Source organism: Nevskia soli DSM 19509 (assembly GCF_000711955.1).
Classification (GTDB): domain Bacteria; phylum Pseudomonadota; class Gammaproteobacteria; order Nevskiales; family Nevskiaceae; genus Nevskia; species Nevskia soli.
In genome coordinates this window covers 1-20,483 of record NZ_JONR01000051.1, presented here as the reverse complement: position 1 = coordinate 20,483, position 20,483 = coordinate 1, and the positions used below count along the sequence as shown (strand labels likewise).

Genomic DNA, 20,483 nt, shown 5'->3' with positions numbered 1-20,483 from the left:
GCCAGAGACACAAAGTCAACAACCGCTGGGCGTCTCGCAGCCTGCGTATCTCCGTCTTGCTTCGATCAGCGCCGCGAGGTGCTGGGCCATCTCGGAAAAGCCGCTGACCACCTCGCAGGGGAAGGCGCTGCGTAGCGGCGCCAGCTGGGGGTCGTTGAGAAAGTTGGCGAGCTTGCGGTCGGTGTAAAAAGCGGCTGCCAGTGGCAGCGCGCTCGCGGCGGCCTCGAAGTCGGCGACGTCACCATGGTGGAAGCGGCGGGTGGGATCAGCTTGCATCAGGCCCCATAGCGTAACGTTGATGCGGATGGTAGGAAACGCGGCGCTGCCTGGATTCTGGTCCCAGAGGTAGAGGCAGCGCAGGACCAGCAGTTGACGCAGTTCGTCTTCCATCTCCCGCTTGAAGCGCTGGCAGTGAAGCTCAATCAGGCTCTTAAACACACCGACCATCGCTCTGAACAGTTCCGGGGCCTTGATGGGCGTTGCGAGCTTGGTTTCGTTGAGCTGGTCGGTCAGCGCCTTGTTGTCCCAGATTTTCTTGCGGTGTGCCCTAGTGAACTCCAACTGGTCGCTGAAGGAGCACTCGGTGATGATGTCATATCGCGTCTTGTAGTAAATGTGAGCGACGAAGTCCGGCGGAATCTCGTCGGGCCGCGACATATTGATGGGGTCAACCAGCTCCATGGGCCTGCGCAGGAACTCAGCAGGGTGGCGATATTCCTCGCTGTCCCCGGCCTCTATTCGCCGCAGCTCCACGTCGAACAAGGTGTGATCAGTCTCGACACAGAAGCCCTGGCACATCTCGTCAACAAAGCCGATCAGTGATGCGCGGGTGGCATTGTCGGCGATGGCGTCGAGTTCGAAGAAAGTGCTCAGCCCTATGGGAAACAGAAATCTGCTGCTCGCCACGGCGCGCGCGATCTGACGCTCGAAATCCCGCATCTCTGCGGTGACGCGTTGCTTGTTGATGCGGACGTTGGCGATGGTGAGCCAGGCATTGGTATCGAGGTAGATGATGGTGCGGTCCGCGACGCTCTGGGCTCGCTTGAAGCGTGACGCCTTGATGTGCTCGGCATAGCTGACCCACGGTCGATCGAGATGGGCCATGCTGCGCTCCATCAGCGCCTTGCGGTCACGGATTACCCGATCGAACTTCGTTGACATCGCTGCTGTCGGTGTTCTTTGATTCGCGATTTGCGTATACGCAACTGGTCTGAATACATATGTCCGGCTAGGGTTCTGAACTTGCGGCTGCGGGGCCCTCAGGGGGTTGGGCGCGCTGGCGCGCTGTTTCGGCTTGGGGCATCAGAAACCGTGCTAGATCGGCGAGGACTTCCTCGAAGGGGGCGGGCGGCAGCGTCAAATTCGCAACGAAGGCAGTCCATTGTCTGGCCTTGGCGTCGTCGCGGGCAAACTCGGTGGTCAAGGCATCCGGGGGTGTGGTGGGGATTTCCGTTCCGCGACGCCGGAACGTCGCCGCGATCGCGCGTGGCAGGCGGTCGCCTTCGAACTCGTATTGCTTGGACAGGACCCAGATGTCGTAGAAATCTTTCATCCGGCTGTTGGCGCGACCGAGCATGACCATCGCCTGGAATTTCTCGGCGATGACCGTTTCCTGCGGGTACGCGCGCAGATGTGGTGCCGGCATGCCTAGCAGCACCGGGAGATCGATTTCCTCGAGACCGGGTTCCACCGCATCGCCAAAGCCGATGTCGATGGTGATGGGGATGCGTGCGCCTGCGAGCTGCGCTGTAGTACGTAGGCGCAGACCGCCGTATGCGAGTTCTTCTCGGATTTGATCGACCCGTAGTCCGTCGAGGTCAAAGATCAGACCGTCGTCTTCGACTTGGGTAGCGCAGATCTCTCGGAAAACCGCGAGCATCAGGTCAGCGGCCGGGTCGCCAAAGCCGAGCAGGTCGAGATCCCGGGTGGGGCGATGCGGCTCGTCAAACCAGGTCGTTAGTAGCATGGCGCCCTTGAGCGCGAACCGGCCGCCAAATTGCGAGCGGCTGAGCCTGTAGAGGAATCGTTCGAGGGCGTAGCGGACCAGCAGAAGGTCGAGCGGCTGCTGCCGTTCTCGGGCCAGCGTTTGCAACCGCGCCCGCACCGATGCTCCCACGTTGCGGATTGGCTTAGCCATCGAAGGTGAGGGTTTCCAGGTAGGGCTGCATGGCCTTCCAGACGCCCGCCGCGGCAGCTTGCGCGGCGATCTCCGAGGGACTGGCCTTTCGCTGTTTGATGGCAGCGCGCAGTCCTTCGATAGCCAGGTTGGTACCCACCGTGCGGCGATACCGGAAGACGTCGGCCAGGGTTTTGGCAACGCCGAAAATCCGCACGGGCGTACCCTCGATGTGGTGAATCTCGACGCCGGATTTGAGCTGCTGGTCCGGGAACCGGCTGAAGTGTAGCGGTGGATAGGTCACGCGCGGCTTCCAGTCTTTGGCGCCGATGGCCATCCAGATTTTGGGGGGCACTTGGTCGGTGAGATCATGGAAGGCGAGTGCCGAAACCAGGCAAACCACCCCTCTGGGAACCAGCTTGGAGGCCTCGGCCAGTGCATGATGCGCATCCAGCGGTGCATCGGGAAGCTGATAGAGACCGCGGGACAGGCGCACGATGCTGCCTTGGCGTTCGAGGCGGGAGATCGTGGCGGCCGTAATTCCATCGCTCATGAACTCGGACAGCCTGACCATGCCCCGCTGATGGAGCATGGATACCGCTTTCGCGGCCTGTTTACTGGTGATATGTTCGTTCATGATACAAATACTCGGACAAAACTCTAAATCAACCGATGTTTTGTATCAAGTGCTGGCGCTTGAGCGACGTATATATACGTCACCCAAGCGCCAGATTTATAACGCTGATACCGACAGCACATGCTCTATATGGTCATCGTCGACCTTGCCCTTGAGCTGGATGTACTGGTTCAGAAGAACAATTAGCCGAGCCTTCTTCTCCAGCGGCAGTTTCAGCCGATTCTTGGCCAGGTGCTGTTCCACCTTGATGATGATCTCGGCCAGCAGATCCGGCTTGGTCGGCGTCTTGATGCTCCTGGGATCGTTGCCCGGTCCGGATAGCAGCCACACAGGATCGACGCTAAACATCTCGTAAAGCGCTTTGATCGCTTCGGCCGAAATGGTCCGCTCGCCGATCTCGTAGTTCTGATAGGTGCGGGGCGCCAGACCGAGGCGCTGAGCGAACTCCGGTTGCAGCAGCCGGGCTTTCTCCCGTACCGCCTTGAGCCGCTCACCAACTTCGACGTCAAAGGGGTTTCTTGACATGACACCCAAACGTGCGTATTAATAATCCCGAATTTGCGTAAATGGTATCACATGGACGTGATCCTGAAAACCGGCTGCGCCCCCTACGGACGCTGGGCGGCGCAGCCATGAAGCACAACGTCTTTACCATCCGCTTGGCGCCGGAGACGGCAGCACAGGTCACGCGCGAAGCGGTGCGGCGCGGCATCACCCGGACCAGCTGGGCTGCGCACCTGATCGAGCGTGGCCAGGTCGTGGAGAGCCTGGAACGCCTGATACCGGAAGCACTGTCATCCCTTGGAGGCAATGGAGGAGGCGGAGGCATCCCAGCGCAGGTCATCGAGCGGGTGGTCTTCGCCGCCTGCTTCTCCGAAGCCATCCTGAAGAAGCTAAACGCGAGCCTGAACCGCTCCTCGTCCGAGCTGGGCACGATTGCCGCCCAGGCCCGGGATCAGGCCCAGGCGGAAACCGCGGCGCTGATGAAGGCCGGAGGTTAGGGGCCGTGCGCAGCTGGATCGTCCTTAGCATCGCCGGCCTCGTCGCGGCGGCGCTGTACTTCGTGACCGCAGCATCCTGGGACCAGTTGGCCTACTGCAAGGCAGCTATGGTCTCAGACTTGCGCGCTGCGATGGCTTTGCCGTCAAAGCCGATTCTGGTGCGGTTGGGTGCTGGCGACAGTCATTTCGTCGATGCCGACGCCATGTTGGCCTATTTCGGTCAGGTTCCCGGATGGCGCTCCCACCTGATTCTGCTCTGCCTCTCCAGCTTGATCTGCGGCGGGTTGGCGGTGTGCATGGTCGTAGCGGCGTTTCCGGTGCTGCTTCGACGAACAGATGGCCGCGAAAACCATCGGCGTGGCGCCTTGATGGATTCGATGGCTCCAGCTTTGTTCCGTGGCGACCTGCGGCGAGCTTGGGCAATCGGAGCGGGACTATCAGCCGTTGCCTGGCTGTCGCTGCACGCCATCGTTGACGCCCAGGCCGCCGCCGTGCCGGCAGCGCTGCTTTCCGATCTACCACTGCAGACCCTGCGCGCGGTGGGATGTGGATACGGACTGGCTTTTGCTGGTGTGCTGGTCCGGCTTCGCCGAAAGCCGGAAGCCGTGTCTCTGCACCTTGGGCATGTGCCGATCCCGCGGCCAGCCGAACTGTTCCACATCTTGGTGGCCGGACGTACCGGCGCCGGCAAGACCCAGGCGATCCAGCAACTGCTCCGCCCGGTCCGGGCGCGCGGCGACAGGGGTTTGGTGGCCGACCCGGACGGCGGCTACCTGGCCCGGTTCGGCCGGGATTCTGACTGCCTGCTCAATCCTTTCGATCGCCGCGGCCTTCGCTGGAGCCCGTTCGCGGAAATCCGGGCGGCCTTCGACTACGACGTGCTGGCCAACGCGGTGATCCCGCAGGGCAACACCGCCAACGAGGAGGAATGGCGCCGCTTCGGCCGTGTGCTGCTGGCGGCCACGCTGCGCAAGCTACACGAGGACGGCCGCGGCTCGGCGAAGGAAGTTCTGCACATGATCAATGCCGCGAGCGATGAGGACCTGCGCAAGATGCTGGCGGACACCAATGCCGCCGGCTTGCGCCGACACGATGCCATGTTCCATTCGATCCTCGGCGTTGTGACCCCGCACATCCAGAGCTGGGAGCACCTGATCGAGCCTGATGCTGCGCATCCGCAGTTCTCGGTTCGGGACTGGGTGCGGGACGGCACGGACTGGTTGTTCATGCCCTACCGGGACGACCAGCTCGAAGCGCTCAAGTACCTGATGGCGACCTGGACGGCCCTGGCGGTGGCGGAAGCGCTGTCCTTGCCGGAAGACCTCGGACGACGCTTCTGGTTTGTGATCGACGAGCTTGATTCTCTCGGAAAGGTGGCGTCCCTGCGCCTGGCCGCGACCAAGCTGCGCAAGCACGGCGGCGTGATGGTGGCCGGACTACAGACGGTAGCGCAGCTACGGTCCACCTACGGCCAGGACGAAGCCCAGGTGCTGCTCAGCTCCCTCTCCAACAAGCTGATCCTGGCCATGGGTGACCACGAGACCGCCCGCTACTTCCAGGAGGAGCTGGGCCAGCATGAAATCGAGCGGCGGCGAGTGAGCCGGCAGTTCGGGCGCTCCAGCGGAAAGCCGTCCGGTTCGACAACGGTGACCAGCGAAATCGTGGTAGAGCATCTGGTGCTGGCCTCCCAGCTCCAGGGCTTGAAGGAGCGGCGCGGCTACCTACGACGGGCAGGGGATGACCAGGTCCATCCCGTGCAGATCCCGCTGGTGCCGATGCCGTCCCGGTTACCAGCCTTCATCCCGGCGAGGTGAACTATGGCACTTGCCAAGAACATCTCCGCCGGCCAGGCCGACCGCTACTACGACAAGGACGACTACTACACCAAGGATGCGGCGGCGCCTTCGCAATGGCACGGTAAGGGGGCGAGGGCGCTGGGGCTGAACGGCCTCGTCCGTCCCGAGGACTTCAAAGCCCTGGTGCGGGGTGAACTGCCGGACGGCACCACCCTGCATCGCGGCGGCAGCAACGTCCGCCGGGCAGGGACGGATTTCGAGTTCAGCGCGCCGAAGTCATTTTCGATCCAGGCGCTGGTGGTCGGCGATGAGCGTTTGGTCAAAGCGCATCAACAGGCGGTGGCCGTTGCCCGCCAGCGCATCGAAGCGACCGTCGCCACCCGCGTGACTCGGAATGGCAAGACCACGTTGGAGTTCACCGGTAAGGCGGTCATCGCGGAGTTCCTGCATACCACCAGCCGCGGCGGCGATCCGGACCTGCACAGCCATGTCGTGGCCTTGAACATGACCCAGCGCCAGGACGGGCAATGGCGCAGCGTCGACAACGAGGCGATGTACCGCGAGCAGCGCCTCATGTACCAGATCTACCTGTCGGAGCTGGCACGGGCCGCCAAAGCGCTCGGCTACGAGATCACCACCGGCAAGCACGGCAACCCGGAGCTGGCCCATATCAGCCGGGAGCAGATCGAGCAGTTCAGCAGCAGGGCGCGGGAGATCGAGGCGGTGCTGAAGGCCCAGGGCTTGACCCTTGAGACCGCGACGCCCAGGCAGAAGAAGGCGGCAACGATGAAGACGCGCCGGGCCAAGCAAAAGTACGACCGCGCCGAGCTGGAAGGCCGGTGGCGCCAGCGCGCCGCAGCCATCGGAATTCGAAACTCGAAACCTGGAGAGCCTGGCATGACCAAGATCGGCAAGGATGATGCGCTGTCGGACGAACGGGAGGCGGCGCGGGAGGCTGTCGACTTTGCCCTGGCCCACCTCGGCGAGCGCGAAGCGGCGTTCGAGCGGCGCGAAGTGCTGGCCGTCGCGCTGCGAGAGTCGCGAGTCGTGAGCTATGAGGCCATCAATGCTGAGCTGAATCGCAGGCAACGTAACGGTGAGGTCATGCCCTCACCGAACGGCCAAAGGGTCACCACCCGGCAAGCGCGCGACATCGAAATCCGGATTCTGGCGATCGAGCAACTGGGGCGCGGCAAGGCTGCGCCCATTGCCGCATCTCCGGAAGTCGCGCGCCGCCTGACAGATCGCGACCTCAACGTCGGGCAGGCGGGGGCAGTGCAGCTTGCGGCGACGACCAGCCATCAGGTCGTCGGGGTTCAAGGTCTGGCGGGAAGCGGGAAGACAACTATGCTCCGCACGTTCCAGGAGTTCGCCGCGGAACGCGGCTACCGAATCCTGGCCCTGGCGCCTTCGCATAGCGCGGTACACGCGCTCGACAAGGCCGGCATCGAGGCCAAAACATTGCAGAGCTGGTTGAAGGACCGCGAGGCCGCGACAACCCTGACGCGGCAGACGGTCGTTGTGCTCGACGAAGCCGGCCTAGTCGGCAACAAGGACATCCTCACCGCGATGGAGCGGGTCCGCGGCGCCGGCGCGCGCCTGATTCTGGTGGGGGACAAGAAGCAATATCAAGCCGTGGAGGCCGGCCGCGCCTTTGCTCAGCTTCAAGAGCGGGGTATGCCGACCGCCCGGATGGACGAGATGCTGCGCCAGCGCGACGGCCGCCTTGCCAAGGCCGCGAAGCTGTCGGTAGAGGAACCGGCTCGGGCCCTCAAGCATTTGGAAGTGAGGGAAATCAGCGATCCGGCGAAGCGCTATGAACAGATTGCTGCCGCCTACAGCAGCCTAAGCCGCGACGAACGTAGCGATACCTTGATTCTGACCGGCACCAACGAGGCTCGCATCGGCTTGAACGACGCCGTCCGCAATGCGCTCAAGGCGAGAGGCGAGCTTTCGGGCCCCACGGCGGTGCTCCGCATTTTTCGGCGCAAGGACCTGACCGAAGCGGAGCAGAAGCGGCTGGACCGCTATGCGGTCGGTGACGTCATCCAGTTTCAGAAGGACTACCGGTCTCTCGAAGTTGTGCGCGGCGACGTATACGAGGTCACCGCGGTGAAGCCCGATGGCCTGTCGGCGAAAGGAGATTCGGGCCGCGAGATCCACTTTGCGCCTGCCCAACTGAGCGGCAAAGGGTTGACGGTAGGACGGATCGAGCGGCGCGAGGTCGCGCCGGGAGAGGCGCTGCGCATCACCAGCTTGGATCAGGCGAAAGGGCTCAAGAACGGTGACCGCGCCCAGGTCGATTCGATCTCCAACCGCGCGGTTGTCGTCACCACGCACCACGGCGAACGCCGGGAGCTACAGACCGATCAAGTCCTGCCGGTTGAGTATGGGTATGCGGCAACTGGACACAGCGCCCAGGGCCTCGGTGCAAAGCGCGTCCTGATGGACCGCGACACCACCGCGGCTACCACCAACCATCGCAGCTTCTACACCGACCTGACGCGGGCGAAGGAAGCGGCGGTCATCTATACGAATGACCGCCGTGCTCTGCCGCGTGCAGTGCTGCGGCAGAGCGAGAAGGCCGCGGCCCTTGATGTCGTGCGCGATCGGGGTGGGCATGAGCCACCGTCCAGTTCGCTATTGAGCGGAGCGGCACAGCAAAGCCGCAGCACAGCCAAATCTCAACCGGCAGGCGCAACCGTGCCGTAGGAGGTCGCATGTCCAGGAAAGCCCTCGCGTTGTCGCCAGGCCATCGCCGCAACCGTCGCCGTCGCGCCAAAGGCGCGGATCGCGTCGAGGCGATCGAGGAGCGGCAACTCAGTCTTTGCTTCGAGTCGGCGGCGCCGGCCACACCGGTTACGGCCGTAAACGATCTCGCCACGCCAAAGCTGGGACGGGCAAGGCGCAAGTCGCCGGAGCCAGTTGGCGGCGCCCCGGAGGAGGCGCGGCCTCCTAATCGGGAAGACGGCGCCGCACCGCCGGCGCCCGCAACTGCGGAGCCCGAGGCGGACGCTGGCGGCGATGTGCTGTTGCGATTGCCGGCGGTGAAGGCGAAAACCGGTCTCGGTCGTTCAACGATCTACGCCGACATGAAGAAGGGCGTATTCCCGCAGCCGCGCCGCATCAGTGCCCGCTGCGTCGCATGGAGTTCCACGGCGATCCAGCAGTGGATCGACGCGAGGCCGAATACGAAGGCTTGAGCAGTCATGTCTGTCGCCGTTGCGCGCGCCGGGGCGCCAGTTAAATTTGCGAAAGGCTTCTACTACGCACTGCTTTTAATCCGTTCAGCAGACTTGCCATGCAAGCCATACTTGCGGAGTTTGTCTACCAATGTGAGGCGACGAGTATGAAGAAGCTTGGCAGCGTGCGCTACTGTACCGTTACATTGGTATAGCGCTCGGCGGATCAGCGATATCTCGACACTTTCGATGTAATCCTTTAAGTCGATACCGCTGCTTGGTATCTCTCCTTCGAGATCCAATAATCCAGAAGTGCCTTCGTTTGAAGTCTCGCTACTGTCTTCCATTACCGAACTCATGATCCGCGCCGAGCGATTCACCGGTGCGCCGCAATAGCGTGATGGGAGATCAGCAGTGGTAACCAATCGATCTGGATACAACACAGCCAGTCCGTTGATCAGCTTTGCCAATTCGCTTACGTTGCCGGGCCAGTGATAGGTGCAAAGTGAATGCACGGCGTCCGGCGCTAGCGTGACGCTGCTAGCACCGGCGCTCTTTCGCGCTGACACCAAATCGTCGATCAACAGAGGAAGGTCCTCTGGGCGGTCGCGCAGGGGCGGCAGCTCGATCGTACATGCATTGATTTGGTCGTGGAGGTCTTCACTGAAGCCGCCTGTCCGGACTGACTCTTCCAGATTGTGCTGCGTAGCCGCGATGATGCGCACATCGCTACGTACGCCATCGCTGGAGCCCATGCGGCTATAGTATCGTTCTTGCACTAACTGCAGAACCTTCATTTGCACGAGCCAGGTCATCTCCCCAATCTCGTCGAGAAACAACGTTCCTCCCTCCGCCATCTCGACGCACCCGCGCCGCGCCGTTGTCGCCCCATCAAAGGCACCTTTCTCGTGACCGAAGAGCATGCTTTCCTGCTCCTCGCTACGGATCTGCGCGCAATCGAACGTTACAAAAGGCTGATCACCGCGCATGGAGTAAGCATGGAGCAGGCGGCCAACCGCTGATTTGCCTGCGCCGCTTTCCCCTACAATCAACACTGTGTGGTCGTGTCGAGCTGCATCGAAGATCGCTCTGCGAGCTGCTCTTATCGCTTGCGAGCTACCGGTAGGGAAAGGCATTTCATCGAGGGAATCTGGCCTGACACAAGCACCAGACAACCCTGCTCCGTATCCAAGAGCAAACTCCGTGCAACCAAAACCCGATGGTGGCTTGGCTCTTGGCCAAGCCCCGTCGCGATCACCGTGATCTCTGAGGCGGTCGCGCTCAAGCAATGCAGAGATCTTGAACAAGAACCTCCCCAGCTCCGGATACTTAAGTAGCATGGACACGGGGCAAGGATCGGAGTTTTCGCAAGTATCGAGGTTCAACTTCCGGATCTCAGATGGGCCCGTTCCAACGTGGTCCGGAGCGATAACATCACCGTAACGAATCGACGCGCCAAACAAGCCAGCCCCGATCGCTACCTGCGGGTCACCATTGAGACCATCAAAGGCGAAGTTCTCATCGTCATTCTTTAACGCATCGTTCAATGTCTCGATGTCGTCGTAAAGAGACCTGGCAAATGCGAGCTTGAGACGCGCATCAGCAATATCTTCCAGGTCAGCTGTCCAGCGCAGGAAGTACTCTTCCCTATCTGCACGCAGGCGTTGACTGGCCGCAAAGAGCATCATTTGAGCGGCAGAGGTGCAAAGCTCCAAGATGCCGTCCGGAGCCCACTCTTCGTCGATTTCGTCGCCGATGTTCATATGTTCACCTGAATTGTCAGGTCGCTATGCCTATTCGTGAGATGGACCCAGTGCCATCCTGCTGGGGTTCGCAGGATTCGTCTGGCGTCATCCACGTCAAGACGTTGTCGAGCGTGATCGAATAGCGTCGAATATCATCAAGGCCCTGGCTCAGTAATAAAATGCCCTTCTGACCTTGCTTTCGGACGATATCGAAATCTGGTAGCGGCGGGAAACCGAGTTCCCGTATGGTCAAGATTAGCAGTTCGTGGTTGCTGTCCTTGACCGGCTTGCCGCGTGAGTCGTCTTCCTGGATATGCCAGCCATCCGAATAGAGGGGGCCGATGACCCCATGCAAGCTGCGCGACTCCATTCGGCGTGCTTCCGCGTAAATGGACGCCGCCGAACAGGCGAGGCTGCCTACAGGGTAGCCTTGCTGCTCCGCATATTTAGAAGTGACCTTAGTTATAAACGTATAAAGTGCGCCAGCCGTCGCTATGGGACACTTGCCGCTCGACAGCTTCTGTTGGAACGCACCCAGCATGAGAAGCCGCACTGACGAGGACAACCTCGCAGGGCGCTCTCCACGCTCGAGCCGCATGAGCAGGATGCCCTACGGTCTGTCGGGGAACGCTGTGCTGTAAGCCATCCATCCGGGGCAGCAGCCGGGTGGTTGGACGACACGCACCAACGTGGGGTAGGTCAAGGCGGCTATTGGCAATGCCACTATGCCGGACATTGGGTTTCGATTTTCCATCAAATTTCCTCCGGGCATCAAAGAGAATTCGGCCCATCGCAGGCTAACATCGCCGTGCCAGCCCCCGCTAACAACTTTATGCAGCGACCGTGGGGAGCATCAAATTGCGGGATACGGTGGAGACGCGCAGCCAGCCTAGTCGAGCGCCAACCCGATCAAGCTGAACGGCGTCGGCAGAACTGATGTTTTTCTCGACCTTCCGCACAGACTCCAGCAACCTTATGCGCCGGTGCAAAACGTTGGAGGCGCGGCCACCTTTGCTTTGATTTAATGGCTGCGAAATCGGCGCTGGAACGAGGTGCAACATGAGTGCAAATTTCGGCAAGGCGGTCACGGTCGCTGTTGCGTTCGACGTGGTGCTCGAGGTGGTCCAGGAAGTTTGTGGTGGGCTTGGGCACGCCATTTCCTGGCTTCCTCTGGGTGGCGATCACTTCAAGCAGGTTGGAATTCTGGTCCTGGGCGTCGTTGCGCTCAAGGAGATCATCGTGGTGATCAAAGAGGTCATCGCCGACATCAAGGCGGAGGAGGCGAGCGGCGAATAGGGGCCCAGTTCGGGGCGGACACCACTTCACTGGATCTTATGCGACGAAACGCTGCGCCTCGACCGGGATTTCGGCGTATAGCTTTTGCCGCATCGGAGCGACATCTATGTGACGGCTGGTCTTGAGGCTCCCAACCGGCCGAAGCGAAGAGGTCCGAGGACTAGAATCTATGTAGACGAGTTGGGACGTTCTCGGACGGTGCTGGACCCAACTATCGAGTCACACGATGCTTAAAACATGTCCGAAAAGAGCCAGAAAATCCGCTGTATCCAGGCCTGTATCCAATGAAGAACAAGTAAAATAAAATAACAAAAAATCAAATACTTAAAACTATATCCGACAACCAGGTGCAGAACATCGAATAGCGTCCGCAGCCTTCCGCCGGCAATCGTTTTTGCCTTTGAAGTCAGTTGAGCGCCTGCGTCTTGCCGGCGCGCAGAATATCCAGGCGCCGGCGTTTCCCCCACGTCGGTCCGGACACGCTTAACTCCGCGCTGAATGACCTGAACGTCGAGGCCATTCACTTCATCGTCCATGATCTGCGCCATACAGCACTGATGCCGTTGGAGAACCATTACGGCAGGCTTCTGGAGACATCCAAAGTGGCTTCGCTTTTTACTGCGTAATAGCTCCATATCGTCAGGCCCTTGGCCGATGCCAAGGGCCTGACGCCTCGCAGCTCCTGTCGGTTACAGCTTGCTGAGTAGCGAACTCAGACCGCTGAGTGCGGAGCTGAGGCCGCTCGACAGAGTGCTGGCCAGACTGCTGAGCGAGGTGCCGGACAGGCCCAGGCTGGACAGCGTGCTGGTCGAGGACAGGCTCGACAGGCTATTCACGGCTGCAGTCAGATCGCTCTTGAAAGTAGAGGTATTTCCCGCTGCCGCAGCGGTGACGGCGCCGGCCAGGTCGCCCAGCTCGGCCTCCAACAGCGTGGCCAGGGTGGTGAAGCCGCTGCTGCCGCTGCTGCTCCCCAGATCAGTGGCTAGTGTGGTGAGCTCGGTCTGCAGGGTGGTGAGCTCGGCGCTCAGCGTACTGGAGCTGGGCAAAGAGCCGGACTGCAAGCTGCTGACCATGCTTTGCAACGTGCTGATGATGGTGTTGACCTCGCTGCTCTGGGTGGCAGTCAGGGAGCTGCTACTGGCAAGCGAAGTGAGGGCGGCCTCCAGGTCGGAGGCGCTGCAGGTCAGGGCATCGGCCACATCGGTGGAAACAACGGAGCTGCCGCCGGAACTGCTACTGGAGCTGCTGGAGCTGGCGGCTTCCGACAGGGCATTCACCGCGTTCAGCAGTTCGGACATGGAGTTCACCAGGTCGCTGGACGCGGAGCCCAGGGTGGAGACGCTGCTCAAATCGCTGGACAGTGTGCTCAGCCCGGTCTGCAACGTGTTGGTGGGGCCGCTGATTGAGGTCGGGCAGCTGACATTGCTGCCGGAACTGCCGCCCGAACCGCTGCCAGAACTGCTGCTCGAATCGTTGCTGCTGCTGCCGCAACCGCTCAGGGCGACGGCGCTGCCGAGCAGCAGGGCAGCCAAGAACGGGCGGCGGTCGAATGTGGATCTGCGCATGATGAGTACTCCCTCGTGTTGGCCCCTCTGGTGCGGGGGGAGATTGAATAGTGATTTAGGTGCCAACCCATGCGCCGCTGCGAGGACAGGAGGGTGACGGGGACGGCCGAACGGCATCACGCGGCTCAGCTTTGTAAAGCTTTGGTAAAGATGATGGGCCGAGGAGCTCTCGTCACTTCAACTTGGCATCTGGAAACATTGAGTCCATGCGTACACAACTTGGTCATCGGGGAGATCGGTCATGCGAGCGGGCTCGGGAAGCAAGGACTTTATCGGCCGCTGCGTTGCGACGGGGTTGGCGGCCAGCTTCAATTTCAGATACCTGAGCAACTCCGGCACCATCGGCACCGGTCTGAGCCATGACCGAGATGTAGCGGTCAGCGTCAGCGATGCCGGCAGCAGTGCACGTTAAAGCCCCGCCACCGCCGGCCAACCTGGAGCCTGCGACTGCCGGTGCCGCGCTTACCAAGGCGCCCTCCGGGTTGGCCCCGATGCTTGTCGCAGAAATCGTCCGCGCCCGGAACAACGGCGCTCTTGCAGTATCAGGACTTGCGGCCTTGCGCCGCCGATCCCCCGGAGAACATGTGAAGATCTTGGTCGGAATCCCCGCTCTTTCAACGGCGGCTGTGGCATTCAGCCTCGTCCTCGCCGCCTGCGGTGGAGGCAACTCATCACAAGGCGGCAGCGCGTCCTCCGGCGGCAACTCTTCCTCCTCCGGCGGTTCCTCCTCCGGCAGCAGCAGTTCCTCCGGCAGCGCCGGCTACAACTGGACCGCACTCGGCAGTGCGCTGGATTCCTACCTCACGACCACCAGTCCCGCGCCCAGTGGTTCCGTCGACGGCTACAGCTTCCTGGTCTACAACAAGACGGGCGTGCTCTACACGCGCGCTGGTGGCAATCAGACCGTCGACTCGGTGGTGGCGCTGGCCTCGGCTTCAAAGATGCCTTCCGCGGCTGCGATCATGACCCTGGTCGATAGCGGCAAGCTCGATCTCGATACCACGGTTTCGACATACCTGGCAGGCAGCGGCGTGACTTGGCCCTCGGACAAGGCCGCCATCACCACCCGCATGTTGCTGGCGCACACCTCCGGCTTGCCCGGGCTGGCCGACTCCACCAACCCGTCCTGCATCAATAAAGAAACCTCTACCACGCTGCGGGCCTGCGTGCAGAGCATCGCCAATACCGCCCTGGTGTCGCAGCCGGGCGCCGAGTTCAACTACGGCGGCGCCGATTATCAAGTTGCCGGCTATATCGCCACGTTGTTGTCGCGGCAAGACTGGCAAACCTTCTTCAGCGCGGCCATCGCCACGCCGCTGGCTCTGAGCACGTTCACCTATGGATCCGGCTTGCTGGTGACCAACCCCCGCATTGCGGGCGGCGCGCGCAGCGACATAGCGGATTACGCGACGATTCTGCAGATGTTGCAGAACAACGGCGTTTACAACGGCGCACAAGTGCTGTCGGCCAGCAGCGTCGCAGTGCTGGAGAACAACGCCATCAACGGCCTGCCCAAGGCCCACACACCGTTCCCTTCCAGCGTCGCAGCCGACTATCCGGGGTACGGCCTGGGCCTGTGGACCGAGAGCGCCGCGCTCTATTCCGGCAGCCCAGGCCCGGAGTACAGCGACCCCGGTCTCTACGGCACATGTCCCTGGATCGACAACGGCCTGGAGTATGGCGCCATCGTCTTGATCGACCAGGACGTGACGACAGGCCTTTCGATGTGGAACGCGGCGCGCAGCCAGATCATCAAGCAGCTCGCCGGCGGCTGAGGGCAGGCCGGGCCGGCGGCCCTTGGGTCCCCGTCGCTGTAAAGGGGCGGTAAAAATGTCCGACCATCTGCTTGGTGCCTGCTAAATTGCCATTTCTTCCGTTTGATCAAGATCAATGCGGGCTCACGCAAGCTCAGACAAAGTCGCCGCACGTCAGTCGGGCGATTTGTACATTCGTAGTGAATAACTCTTCGAAAGTCGATATGAGATTGCCAAGGTGCGGCAGTCGCGAGATATGGATGCGGGTCGCCATGCTCCTGGCGGGCGGCGCAGGCCTTTCAGCCTGCGTTGTTGGTCCTGACTACCACCGTCCCGAAGTTACGCTTTCACAGCGCTGGGGTAGCAGTAGCGAGGCGCACTTGGCCACCGCGCCGGACCTATCGCGCTGGTGGCAGCGGCTGGGCGATCCCACGCTGGACGCGCTCATCGACGAGGCGGTCCTGGGTAATCTGGATGTGGCCACGGCGAAGGCCAAGATCCGGCAGGCGCGCGCGAGCTACAAGGAAGCCGGTGGGGTCCTGCTGCCGGCCGTGGAGGCCACCGCTTCCGCCACGCGTAGCCGCAGCACCGCCGGCAGCGGCGCTGTCGCCGGTGCCTTCTCCGACGAGCAGAATCAATTTCAGGCTGGTTTCGATGCCAGCTGGGAAGCGGATCTGTTCGGTGCCAACCGCCGCAGCCTGGAAGCGGCGCGCTACGGCCTGGATGCGGCCCAGGAGGATCTGCGCGCCACGCTGCTCACCCTGGTCGGCGATGTGGCGCAGAACTACCTTGAAGCGCGGGGCTACCAGGCACGCATCGATCTCGGCCAGCGCACCGCCGCCGCGCAGCGCGAAACCGCCGCGCTGACCGAGAGCAAGTTCCGCAATGGCTCCGCCTCGGCCGTGGATGTGGCCAAGGCGGCTGGGCTGGCGAGCAGCACGGAGGCGCAGGTGCAAGCTCTTCAGAGCGCGTATGCGCAGGACGTACATCGCCTGAGCGTGCTGCTGGGACGCGAGCCCGCCGCACTCTCGGCCAAACTGGCCTTCCCCGCGCCGGTGCCCGATCCTCCGGGCCTGATTCCCATCGGCGTGCCGGCCGACGTACTGCGGGCGAGGCCGGACGTGCGCCGAGCCGAGCGCCAACTGGCGCAGTCCACCGCGAAGATCGGCGTGGCCGAGGCGGCGCGCTATCCCAGCGTGAGCCTCACGGGCAGCATCGCCACCTCCGGCGCGAAGCCTGGCGATCTGGCCAAAGCCTCCTCGATCAGTTGGTCATTTGGCCCCAGCCTCACCATCCCGATCTTTCAGGGCGGACAGCTCGAGGCCGCGGTGGAACTCGCACAGGCGCAGCGCGACCAGTCCTACCTGGGTTGGCGCGCCGCAGTGCTCACGGCGCTGGAAGACGTGGAAGACGCTTCCGTGGCGCTCAACCAGGAGCGCAGCCGCAAGGAGCGTTTGGCAGAATCCGCCAAGGCCTACGGGGAAGCCGCGCGCCTGGCCAGCGCACTCTACCGCAGCGGTTCTACCGGATCCCTTGAAGTACTGGACGCCGAGCGGTCGCTCTACTCCGCCGAGGACTCCCTGGTCGCAAGCCAGGTGGCGGTTGCAACCGACTACGTGGCGCTCAACAAAGCACTTGGCGGCGGCTGGGATGGAGCCGTCGATGCTTCGCTCCCCGAGGTGGCCGACAGCAACACCGGCCCACACCTCTCTCCTGCGCCGTAAAGCGATCCCGATCGGCGGACCGATTACCGACTCCTTGCAATATGACTGCCCCAAAAAACAAGAAGGTCCGGCTGTCCCTGCTCACGGCAGCTGCGATCGCCCTGCTAGTCCTTGGATTCGCCGCCAAGCGCATGTTGTTTCCAGACAATGCTCCGCGCATCTTGACGGCGGTGGCGGCGGCGGGGGACATCGAGCAGGCGGTGCTGGCTACCGGCACGCTCAAACCCGTCAAGCTGGTGGCGGTGGGTTCGCAGGCTTCCGGGCGGGTCGTCTCCCTCAAGGTGTTGCTCGGACAAGTTGTGACAAAAGGACAGCTGATCGCCCAGATTGATTCTGTCCCGCAGGAGAATGCCCTGCGAACGGCTCAGGCCAGCCTCGCCGACTCGCGGGCACAGCGTGTCGGCAAGCAGGCCACGCTGGCCCTGGCCGAATCGACGCTGGTGCGCCAGCGCCAGAACCTGGCAGACCGGACCGTGTCCCAGGCCGACTTCGAATCCGCGGACGAAGCGGTGAAGACGCTGCGTGCGCAGATCGCCTCGCTGGAGGCGCAGATCATCGAAGCCGAGGTGGCGGTGAAGACGGCCGAGGCCAACCTGGGGTATACCCAGATCACGGCGCCGACCGATGGCACCGTGCTGTCGATCGTCACCCAGGAGGGTCAGACCGTCAACGCAGTGCAGTCGGCCCCGACCATCGTCGTACTCGGCCAGCTGGATGTGATGACCGTGCGGGCCGAGATTTCCGAAGCGGACATCGTCGACGTCAAGCCCGGCCAGCCGGTCTATTTCACGATTGTTGGCGATCCCGGACGCCGGTACGAGGCCAGTCTGGAGTCGATCGAACCGGCCCCCGAGTCGGTCAAGAATGACAACAGCTTCAGTGCGAGCACCGCGACAACCAGCAGCACCTCGTCCTCAAGCTCGGCGATCTATTACAACGGCATCTTCAACGTACCCAATCCCGAAGGTCGCCTGCGCACCTATATGACCGCGGAGGTGCACATCGTCTTGGGCCAGTCCAAGGGCGTACTCACCGTGCCCTCCGCCGCTCTCACAAAGGGGAGCGACGGCCGCTACACCGTGCAGGTAGTCGACGAACGCGGCCGGATGACATCCCGTGCCGTGGAGGTGGGGCTGAACAATCGGGCCAGTGCCGAGATCCGCTCCGGTCTGCAGGCGGGCGAACGCGTCGTGGTCGGGGAGATGGCCGCCGACTCCCAGGGGTCGGCGAGCAACGCCGGCCCGCCCATGGGGCTATGAGTGGCGGAACCACTGATCCAGCTCAGCCGGGTCCGGCGCGAGTTTCCCTCGGGAGAGGGGAAACTGGTGGTGTTGAGCGACCTTGACCTGCGCATAGACCGCGGCGAAATGGTGGCGATCGTCGGGGCCTCGGGTTCCGGCAAGTCCACATTGATGAACCTGCTCGGTTGCCTGGACCGGCCCACGTCAGGCAGCTACCGTTTCGGCGGCCGCGAAATCGCCGATTTCGGTCCGGACGAACTGGCTGCGCTTCGCCGCGAGCACTTCGGCTTCATTTTCCAGAGGTACCACCTGCTGTCCGAGCTCACGGCCCTGGCAAACGTGGAGATGCCCGCCATTTACGCCGGGCGTCCGGCGGCGCAGCGCCGGGAGCGTGCCCAGGCTCTGCTGCAGCGCTTGGGGATGGCCGAGCGCACCACCCACCGTCCGGGCCAGCTGTCCGGGGGGCAGCAGCAGCGGGTGTCTATCGCCCGCGCCCTCATGAATGGCGCCGACGTGATCCTCGCAGACGAGCCCACCGGCGCACTGGACAAGCACAGCGGCGGCGAGGTGTTGCGCATCCTGGATGAACTGCACGCCGAGGGCCGGACCGTCATTATCGTTACCCACGATGCCAGTATCGCCGCCCGCGCCCAGCGTGTGGTGGAGCTCAGCGACGGTCGCATCGTCGCCGACCGCCGCAACCAGACGACGGCCACGGCGGGCCAAGCTTCGTCCGCGACGGCTCCCGTGTCCGGCGGCTCCGGGCCGCCGGACCATGGGCGGGCTACGCTGCGCGCCTTTGCTGCGCGGCTGCGCGAGGCCTTCGGCATGGCGCTGCTGGGTATGCTGTCGCACCGGCTGCGCACCTTCCTCACCATGCTGGGCATCATTATCGGCATCGCTTCGGTGGTGTGTGTCGTCGCGCTCGGCCAGGGTTCGCAACGGAAGGTGCTGGCCAACATCAGCAGTCTCGGCACCAACACCCTGGAGATCTTCCCCGGAAAGGACTTCGGCGATGTGCGTTCCGGCAAGATCACGACGCTGGTGCTGGGCGACGCCAACGAGATCGCCAAGCAGCCGTATGTGGCAGCAGTCACGCCGACGGTTTCCACCAACAGCACCGTGCGCTTCGGCGCCAAGGAAGCCAGCGCGATGATCAACGGTGTGGGCGAGCAGTACTTCGAAGCCAAGGGAACCAAGCTGGCCCAGGGCCGCTTCTTCGATGCCGAAAGCCGCGACGATATTGCCCAGGATGCGGTGATCGACGAGAACACCCGCAAGGCATTGTTCGCAGATCTGCCCGGCAGTCCGATCGGCCAGGTGATCCTGGCCGGGCAGGTGCCATGTCGGGTCATCGGTGTCACCCGTGTGCAGCAGGGCGGCTTCGGCTCCAGCCAGAATCCGTCGATCTACCTCCCCTACACCACGGTCCAGACGCGCTTTCTCGGGGACCAGTCCCTGCGCAGCATCACCGTGCGTGTCCGCGACGACGCCTCCATCGCGCTGGCGGAGCAGTCGACCATGCGCTTTCTGGTACAGCGCCACCGCTCCAAGGACTTCTTCATCGTCAATACGGCTGATATCCGCGAGACCATCACGAGCACGACGCAGACGCTGGCTATCCTGATCGGCGCCATCGCCGTCATATCGCTGATTGTCGGCGGCATCGGAGTGATGAACATCATGCTGGTGTCCGTATCGGAGCGTATCAGCGAAATAGGGCTGCGCATGGCGGTCGGCGCGCGCCGCAGCGACGTGCTGCAGCAGTTTCTGATCGAGGCCGTGCTGGTATGCCTGATCGGCGGACTGGTAGGCATCGGCGCGGCGCTGAGCTTCGGTGTGGTGTTTAATGCACTGGGCTCCAATTTCACGCTGGTCTATTCGACGGCATCCATCGTCGCCGCCTTCCTGTGCGCGAGTCTGGTCGGCGTGGTATTCGGCTATCTCCCGGCTCGCAACGCCTCACGGCTTGATCCCGTGATTGCCCTTTCGCGTGACTAGCCGGATCTACCTGATGGTCGTGCAGATTTCGTGCAACGCCGTACTGCATTTTGTGCGACGACAGCCTTGATGGCATGACCGGCTGGGCTTCGCACAGCCGCGTCGGGAGAGCTCGACCGGCTCCGGCCTGGATGGGAAGCCCAAGCGCAATGCCGGCCGCGAACCGGCGAGCGCTCCAGGTCCCATCAGTGCTAAGAGCCTGTAACAGGATGAATCGCACCTGCGTTGCAGTCCAAAATCGGGTCTGGCAAGGCGGAGGCCCCAGCGATGGTGATTCCATGGCTGGGGCTGACAACGATCGCCCGCGACACGGTGCCGCGTCAGCGTGGGTGCGGGAGGGGGCGAAGGCGGCCCCTCCCGCACCCACCTCGTTACGCTCGGGCACCGTGTCGGGGCCGCCCTGGCGCGATTTTGGGCGCAACCCT

General features: G+C 62.7%; 17 protein-coding genes. 9 read left to right on the top strand and 8 right to left on the bottom strand.

Features of this window, described 5'->3' with window-relative positions; all coding sequences use genetic code 11:
• Positions 1-15 precede the first annotated feature (15 nt).
• The 4 genes from BP26_RS0120405 to BP26_RS0120390 form a co-directional block, all read right to left on the bottom strand.
• Positions 16-1,161 carry a hypothetical protein gene (locus tag BP26_RS0120405; protein ID WP_029922409.1) on the bottom strand — a complete coding sequence of 382 codons (1,146 nt, stop codon included), beginning with the start codon at positions 1,159-1,161 and terminating at the stop codon, positions 16-18.
• A 67-nt stretch (positions 1,162-1,228) separates the two neighbouring features.
• The gene (locus BP26_RS0120400; RefSeq protein ID WP_051749226.1) at positions 1,229-2,137 is read right to left on the bottom strand and encodes a nucleotidyl transferase AbiEii/AbiGii toxin family protein; all 909 of its coding nucleotides are present in this window, start codon (positions 2,135-2,137) and stop codon (positions 1,229-1,231) included.
• On the bottom strand, positions 2,130-2,753 hold the full coding sequence (locus BP26_RS0120395) for a type IV toxin-antitoxin system AbiEi family antitoxin domain-containing protein (RefSeq protein WP_029922407.1): 624 nt from the start codon (positions 2,751-2,753) through the stop codon (positions 2,130-2,132). The genes BP26_RS0120400 and BP26_RS0120395 overlap by 8 nt, the downstream gene beginning before the upstream one ends.
• A 96-nt stretch (positions 2,754-2,849) precedes the next feature.
• Positions 2,850-3,278, bottom strand: a complete 429-nt coding sequence (locus tag BP26_RS0120390; protein WP_051749225.1) for a helix-turn-helix domain-containing protein — start codon at positions 3,276-3,278, stop codon at positions 2,850-2,852.
• 107 nt (positions 3,279-3,385) lie between these two features.
• Here BP26_RS0120390 and BP26_RS0120385 point away from each other — a divergent pair, with 107 nt between their 5' ends.
• From BP26_RS0120385 to BP26_RS31250, 4 genes are read left to right on the top strand one after another with little or no spacing between them, the layout of a single operon-like run.
• Complete coding sequence (locus tag BP26_RS0120385; protein WP_029922405.1) at positions 3,386-3,754, top strand: hypothetical protein; 369 nt, start codon at positions 3,386-3,388, stop codon at positions 3,752-3,754.
• Positions 3,755-3,759: 5 nt separating this feature from the next.
• Positions 3,760-5,568: a type IV secretion system DNA-binding domain-containing protein gene (locus tag BP26_RS0120380; RefSeq protein WP_084183277.1), complete on the top strand. Its 1,809-nt coding sequence runs from the start codon at positions 3,760-3,762 to the stop codon at positions 5,566-5,568.
• Positions 5,569-5,571: 3 nt separating this feature from the next.
• Positions 5,572-8,262, top strand: a complete 2,691-nt coding sequence (mobF, locus tag BP26_RS0120375; RefSeq protein ID WP_051749223.1) for a MobF family relaxase — start codon at positions 5,572-5,574, stop codon at positions 8,260-8,262.
• Between the two features lie 8 nt (positions 8,263-8,270).
• A complete protein-coding gene (locus tag BP26_RS31250) occupies positions 8,271-8,753 on the top strand; it encodes a helix-turn-helix transcriptional regulator (RefSeq protein ID WP_036517513.1) in 483 nt (160 codons plus the stop codon).
• 62 nt (positions 8,754-8,815) lie between these two features.
• Here BP26_RS31250 and BP26_RS27890 read toward each other — a convergent pair whose 3' ends face one another.
• Positions 8,816-10,495, bottom strand: a complete 1,680-nt coding sequence (locus BP26_RS27890) for a sigma-54-dependent transcriptional regulator (RefSeq protein ID WP_051749222.1) — start codon at positions 10,493-10,495, stop codon at positions 8,816-8,818.
• A 16-nt stretch (positions 10,496-10,511) separates the two neighbouring features.
• On the bottom strand, positions 10,512-11,018 hold the full coding sequence (locus BP26_RS0120360; RefSeq protein WP_157572664.1) for a hypothetical protein: 507 nt from the start codon (positions 11,016-11,018) through the stop codon (positions 10,512-10,514).
• A 518-nt stretch (positions 11,019-11,536) separates the two neighbouring features.
• Between BP26_RS0120360 and BP26_RS0120355 the strand changes: the two genes are divergently transcribed.
• Complete coding sequence (locus BP26_RS0120355) at positions 11,537-11,773, top strand: hypothetical protein (RefSeq protein ID WP_029922400.1); 237 nt, start codon at positions 11,537-11,539, stop codon at positions 11,771-11,773.
• Positions 11,774-12,003: 230 nt separating this feature from the next.
• On the opposite strand, the gene BP26_RS0120350 is transcribed toward BP26_RS0120355, so the two are convergent.
• Positions 12,004-12,321 carry a hypothetical protein gene (locus tag BP26_RS0120350; protein ID WP_029922399.1) on the bottom strand — a complete coding sequence of 106 codons (318 nt, stop codon included), beginning with the start codon at positions 12,319-12,321 and terminating at the stop codon, positions 12,004-12,006.
• A gap of 141 nt (positions 12,322-12,462) precedes the next feature.
• Positions 12,463-13,338, bottom strand: coding sequence for a hypothetical protein (locus BP26_RS0120345; RefSeq protein WP_029922398.1), 876 nt, complete (start codon positions 13,336-13,338; stop codon positions 12,463-12,465).
• 584 nt (positions 13,339-13,922) lie between these two features.
• On the opposite strand from BP26_RS0120345, the gene BP26_RS0120335 reads away from it, so the two are divergent.
• From BP26_RS0120335 to BP26_RS0120320, 4 genes are all read left to right on the top strand, one after another.
• Entirely contained in the window at positions 13,923-15,113 is a 1,191-nt protein-coding gene (locus tag BP26_RS0120335) for a serine hydrolase domain-containing protein (RefSeq protein WP_169740751.1), read from the top strand.
• A gap of 239 nt (positions 15,114-15,352) precedes the next feature.
• Entirely contained in the window at positions 15,353-16,816 is a 1,464-nt protein-coding gene (locus BP26_RS0120330) for an efflux transporter outer membrane subunit (protein WP_036517512.1), read from the top strand.
• Positions 16,817-16,857: 41 nt separating this feature from the next.
• Entirely contained in the window at positions 16,858-18,075 is a 1,218-nt protein-coding gene (locus tag BP26_RS0120325) for an efflux RND transporter periplasmic adaptor subunit (RefSeq protein ID WP_029922395.1), read from the top strand.
• Entirely contained in the window at positions 18,076-20,058 is a 1,983-nt protein-coding gene (locus tag BP26_RS0120320) for a MacB family efflux pump subunit (RefSeq protein ID WP_029922394.1), read from the top strand.
• Positions 20,059-20,483 lie beyond the last annotated feature (425 nt).

Bases quoted from the DNA above. Each gene is read 5' to 3' on its own strand.
- BP26_RS0120330 (WP_036517512.1), top strand. From the start codon at position 15,353: ATGCGGGTCGCCATGCTCCTGGCGGGCGGCGCAGGCCTTTCAGCCTGC.
- BP26_RS0120385 (WP_029922405.1), top strand. From the start codon at position 3,386: ATGAAGCACAACGTCTTTACCATCCGCTTGGCGCCGGAGACGGCAGCA.
- BP26_RS0120390 (WP_051749225.1), bottom strand. From the start codon at position 3,278: ATGTCAAGAAACCCCTTTGACGTCGAAGTTGGTGAGCGGCTCAAGGCG.
- BP26_RS0120325 (WP_029922395.1), top strand. From the start codon at position 16,858: ATGACTGCCCCAAAAAACAAGAAGGTCCGGCTGTCCCTGCTCACGGCA.
- BP26_RS0120355 (WP_029922400.1), top strand. From the start codon at position 11,537: ATGAGTGCAAATTTCGGCAAGGCGGTCACGGTCGCTGTTGCGTTCGAC.
- BP26_RS27890 (WP_051749222.1), bottom strand. From the start codon at position 10,495: ATGAACATCGGCGACGAAATCGACGAAGAGTGGGCTCCGGACGGCATC.
- BP26_RS0120360 (WP_157572664.1), bottom strand. From the start codon at position 11,018: ATGCTGGGTGCGTTCCAACAGAAGCTGTCGAGCGGCAAGTGTCCCATA.
- BP26_RS0120350 (WP_029922399.1), bottom strand. From the start codon at position 12,321: ATGGCGCAGATCATGGACGATGAAGTGAATGGCCTCGACGTTCAGGTC.
- mobF (WP_051749223.1), top strand. From the start codon at position 5,572: ATGGCACTTGCCAAGAACATCTCCGCCGGCCAGGCCGACCGCTACTAC.
- BP26_RS0120400 (WP_051749226.1), bottom strand. From the start codon at position 2,137: ATGGCTAAGCCAATCCGCAACGTGGGAGCATCGGTGCGGGCGCGGTTG.
- BP26_RS0120405 (WP_029922409.1), bottom strand. From the start codon at position 1,161: ATGTCAACGAAGTTCGATCGGGTAATCCGTGACCGCAAGGCGCTGATG.
- BP26_RS31250 (WP_036517513.1), top strand. From the start codon at position 8,271: ATGTCCAGGAAAGCCCTCGCGTTGTCGCCAGGCCATCGCCGCAACCGT.
- BP26_RS0120395 (WP_029922407.1), bottom strand. From the start codon at position 2,753: ATGAACGAACATATCACCAGTAAACAGGCCGCGAAAGCGGTATCCATG.
- BP26_RS0120345 (WP_029922398.1), bottom strand. From the start codon at position 13,338: ATGCGCAGATCCACATTCGACCGCCGCCCGTTCTTGGCTGCCCTGCTG.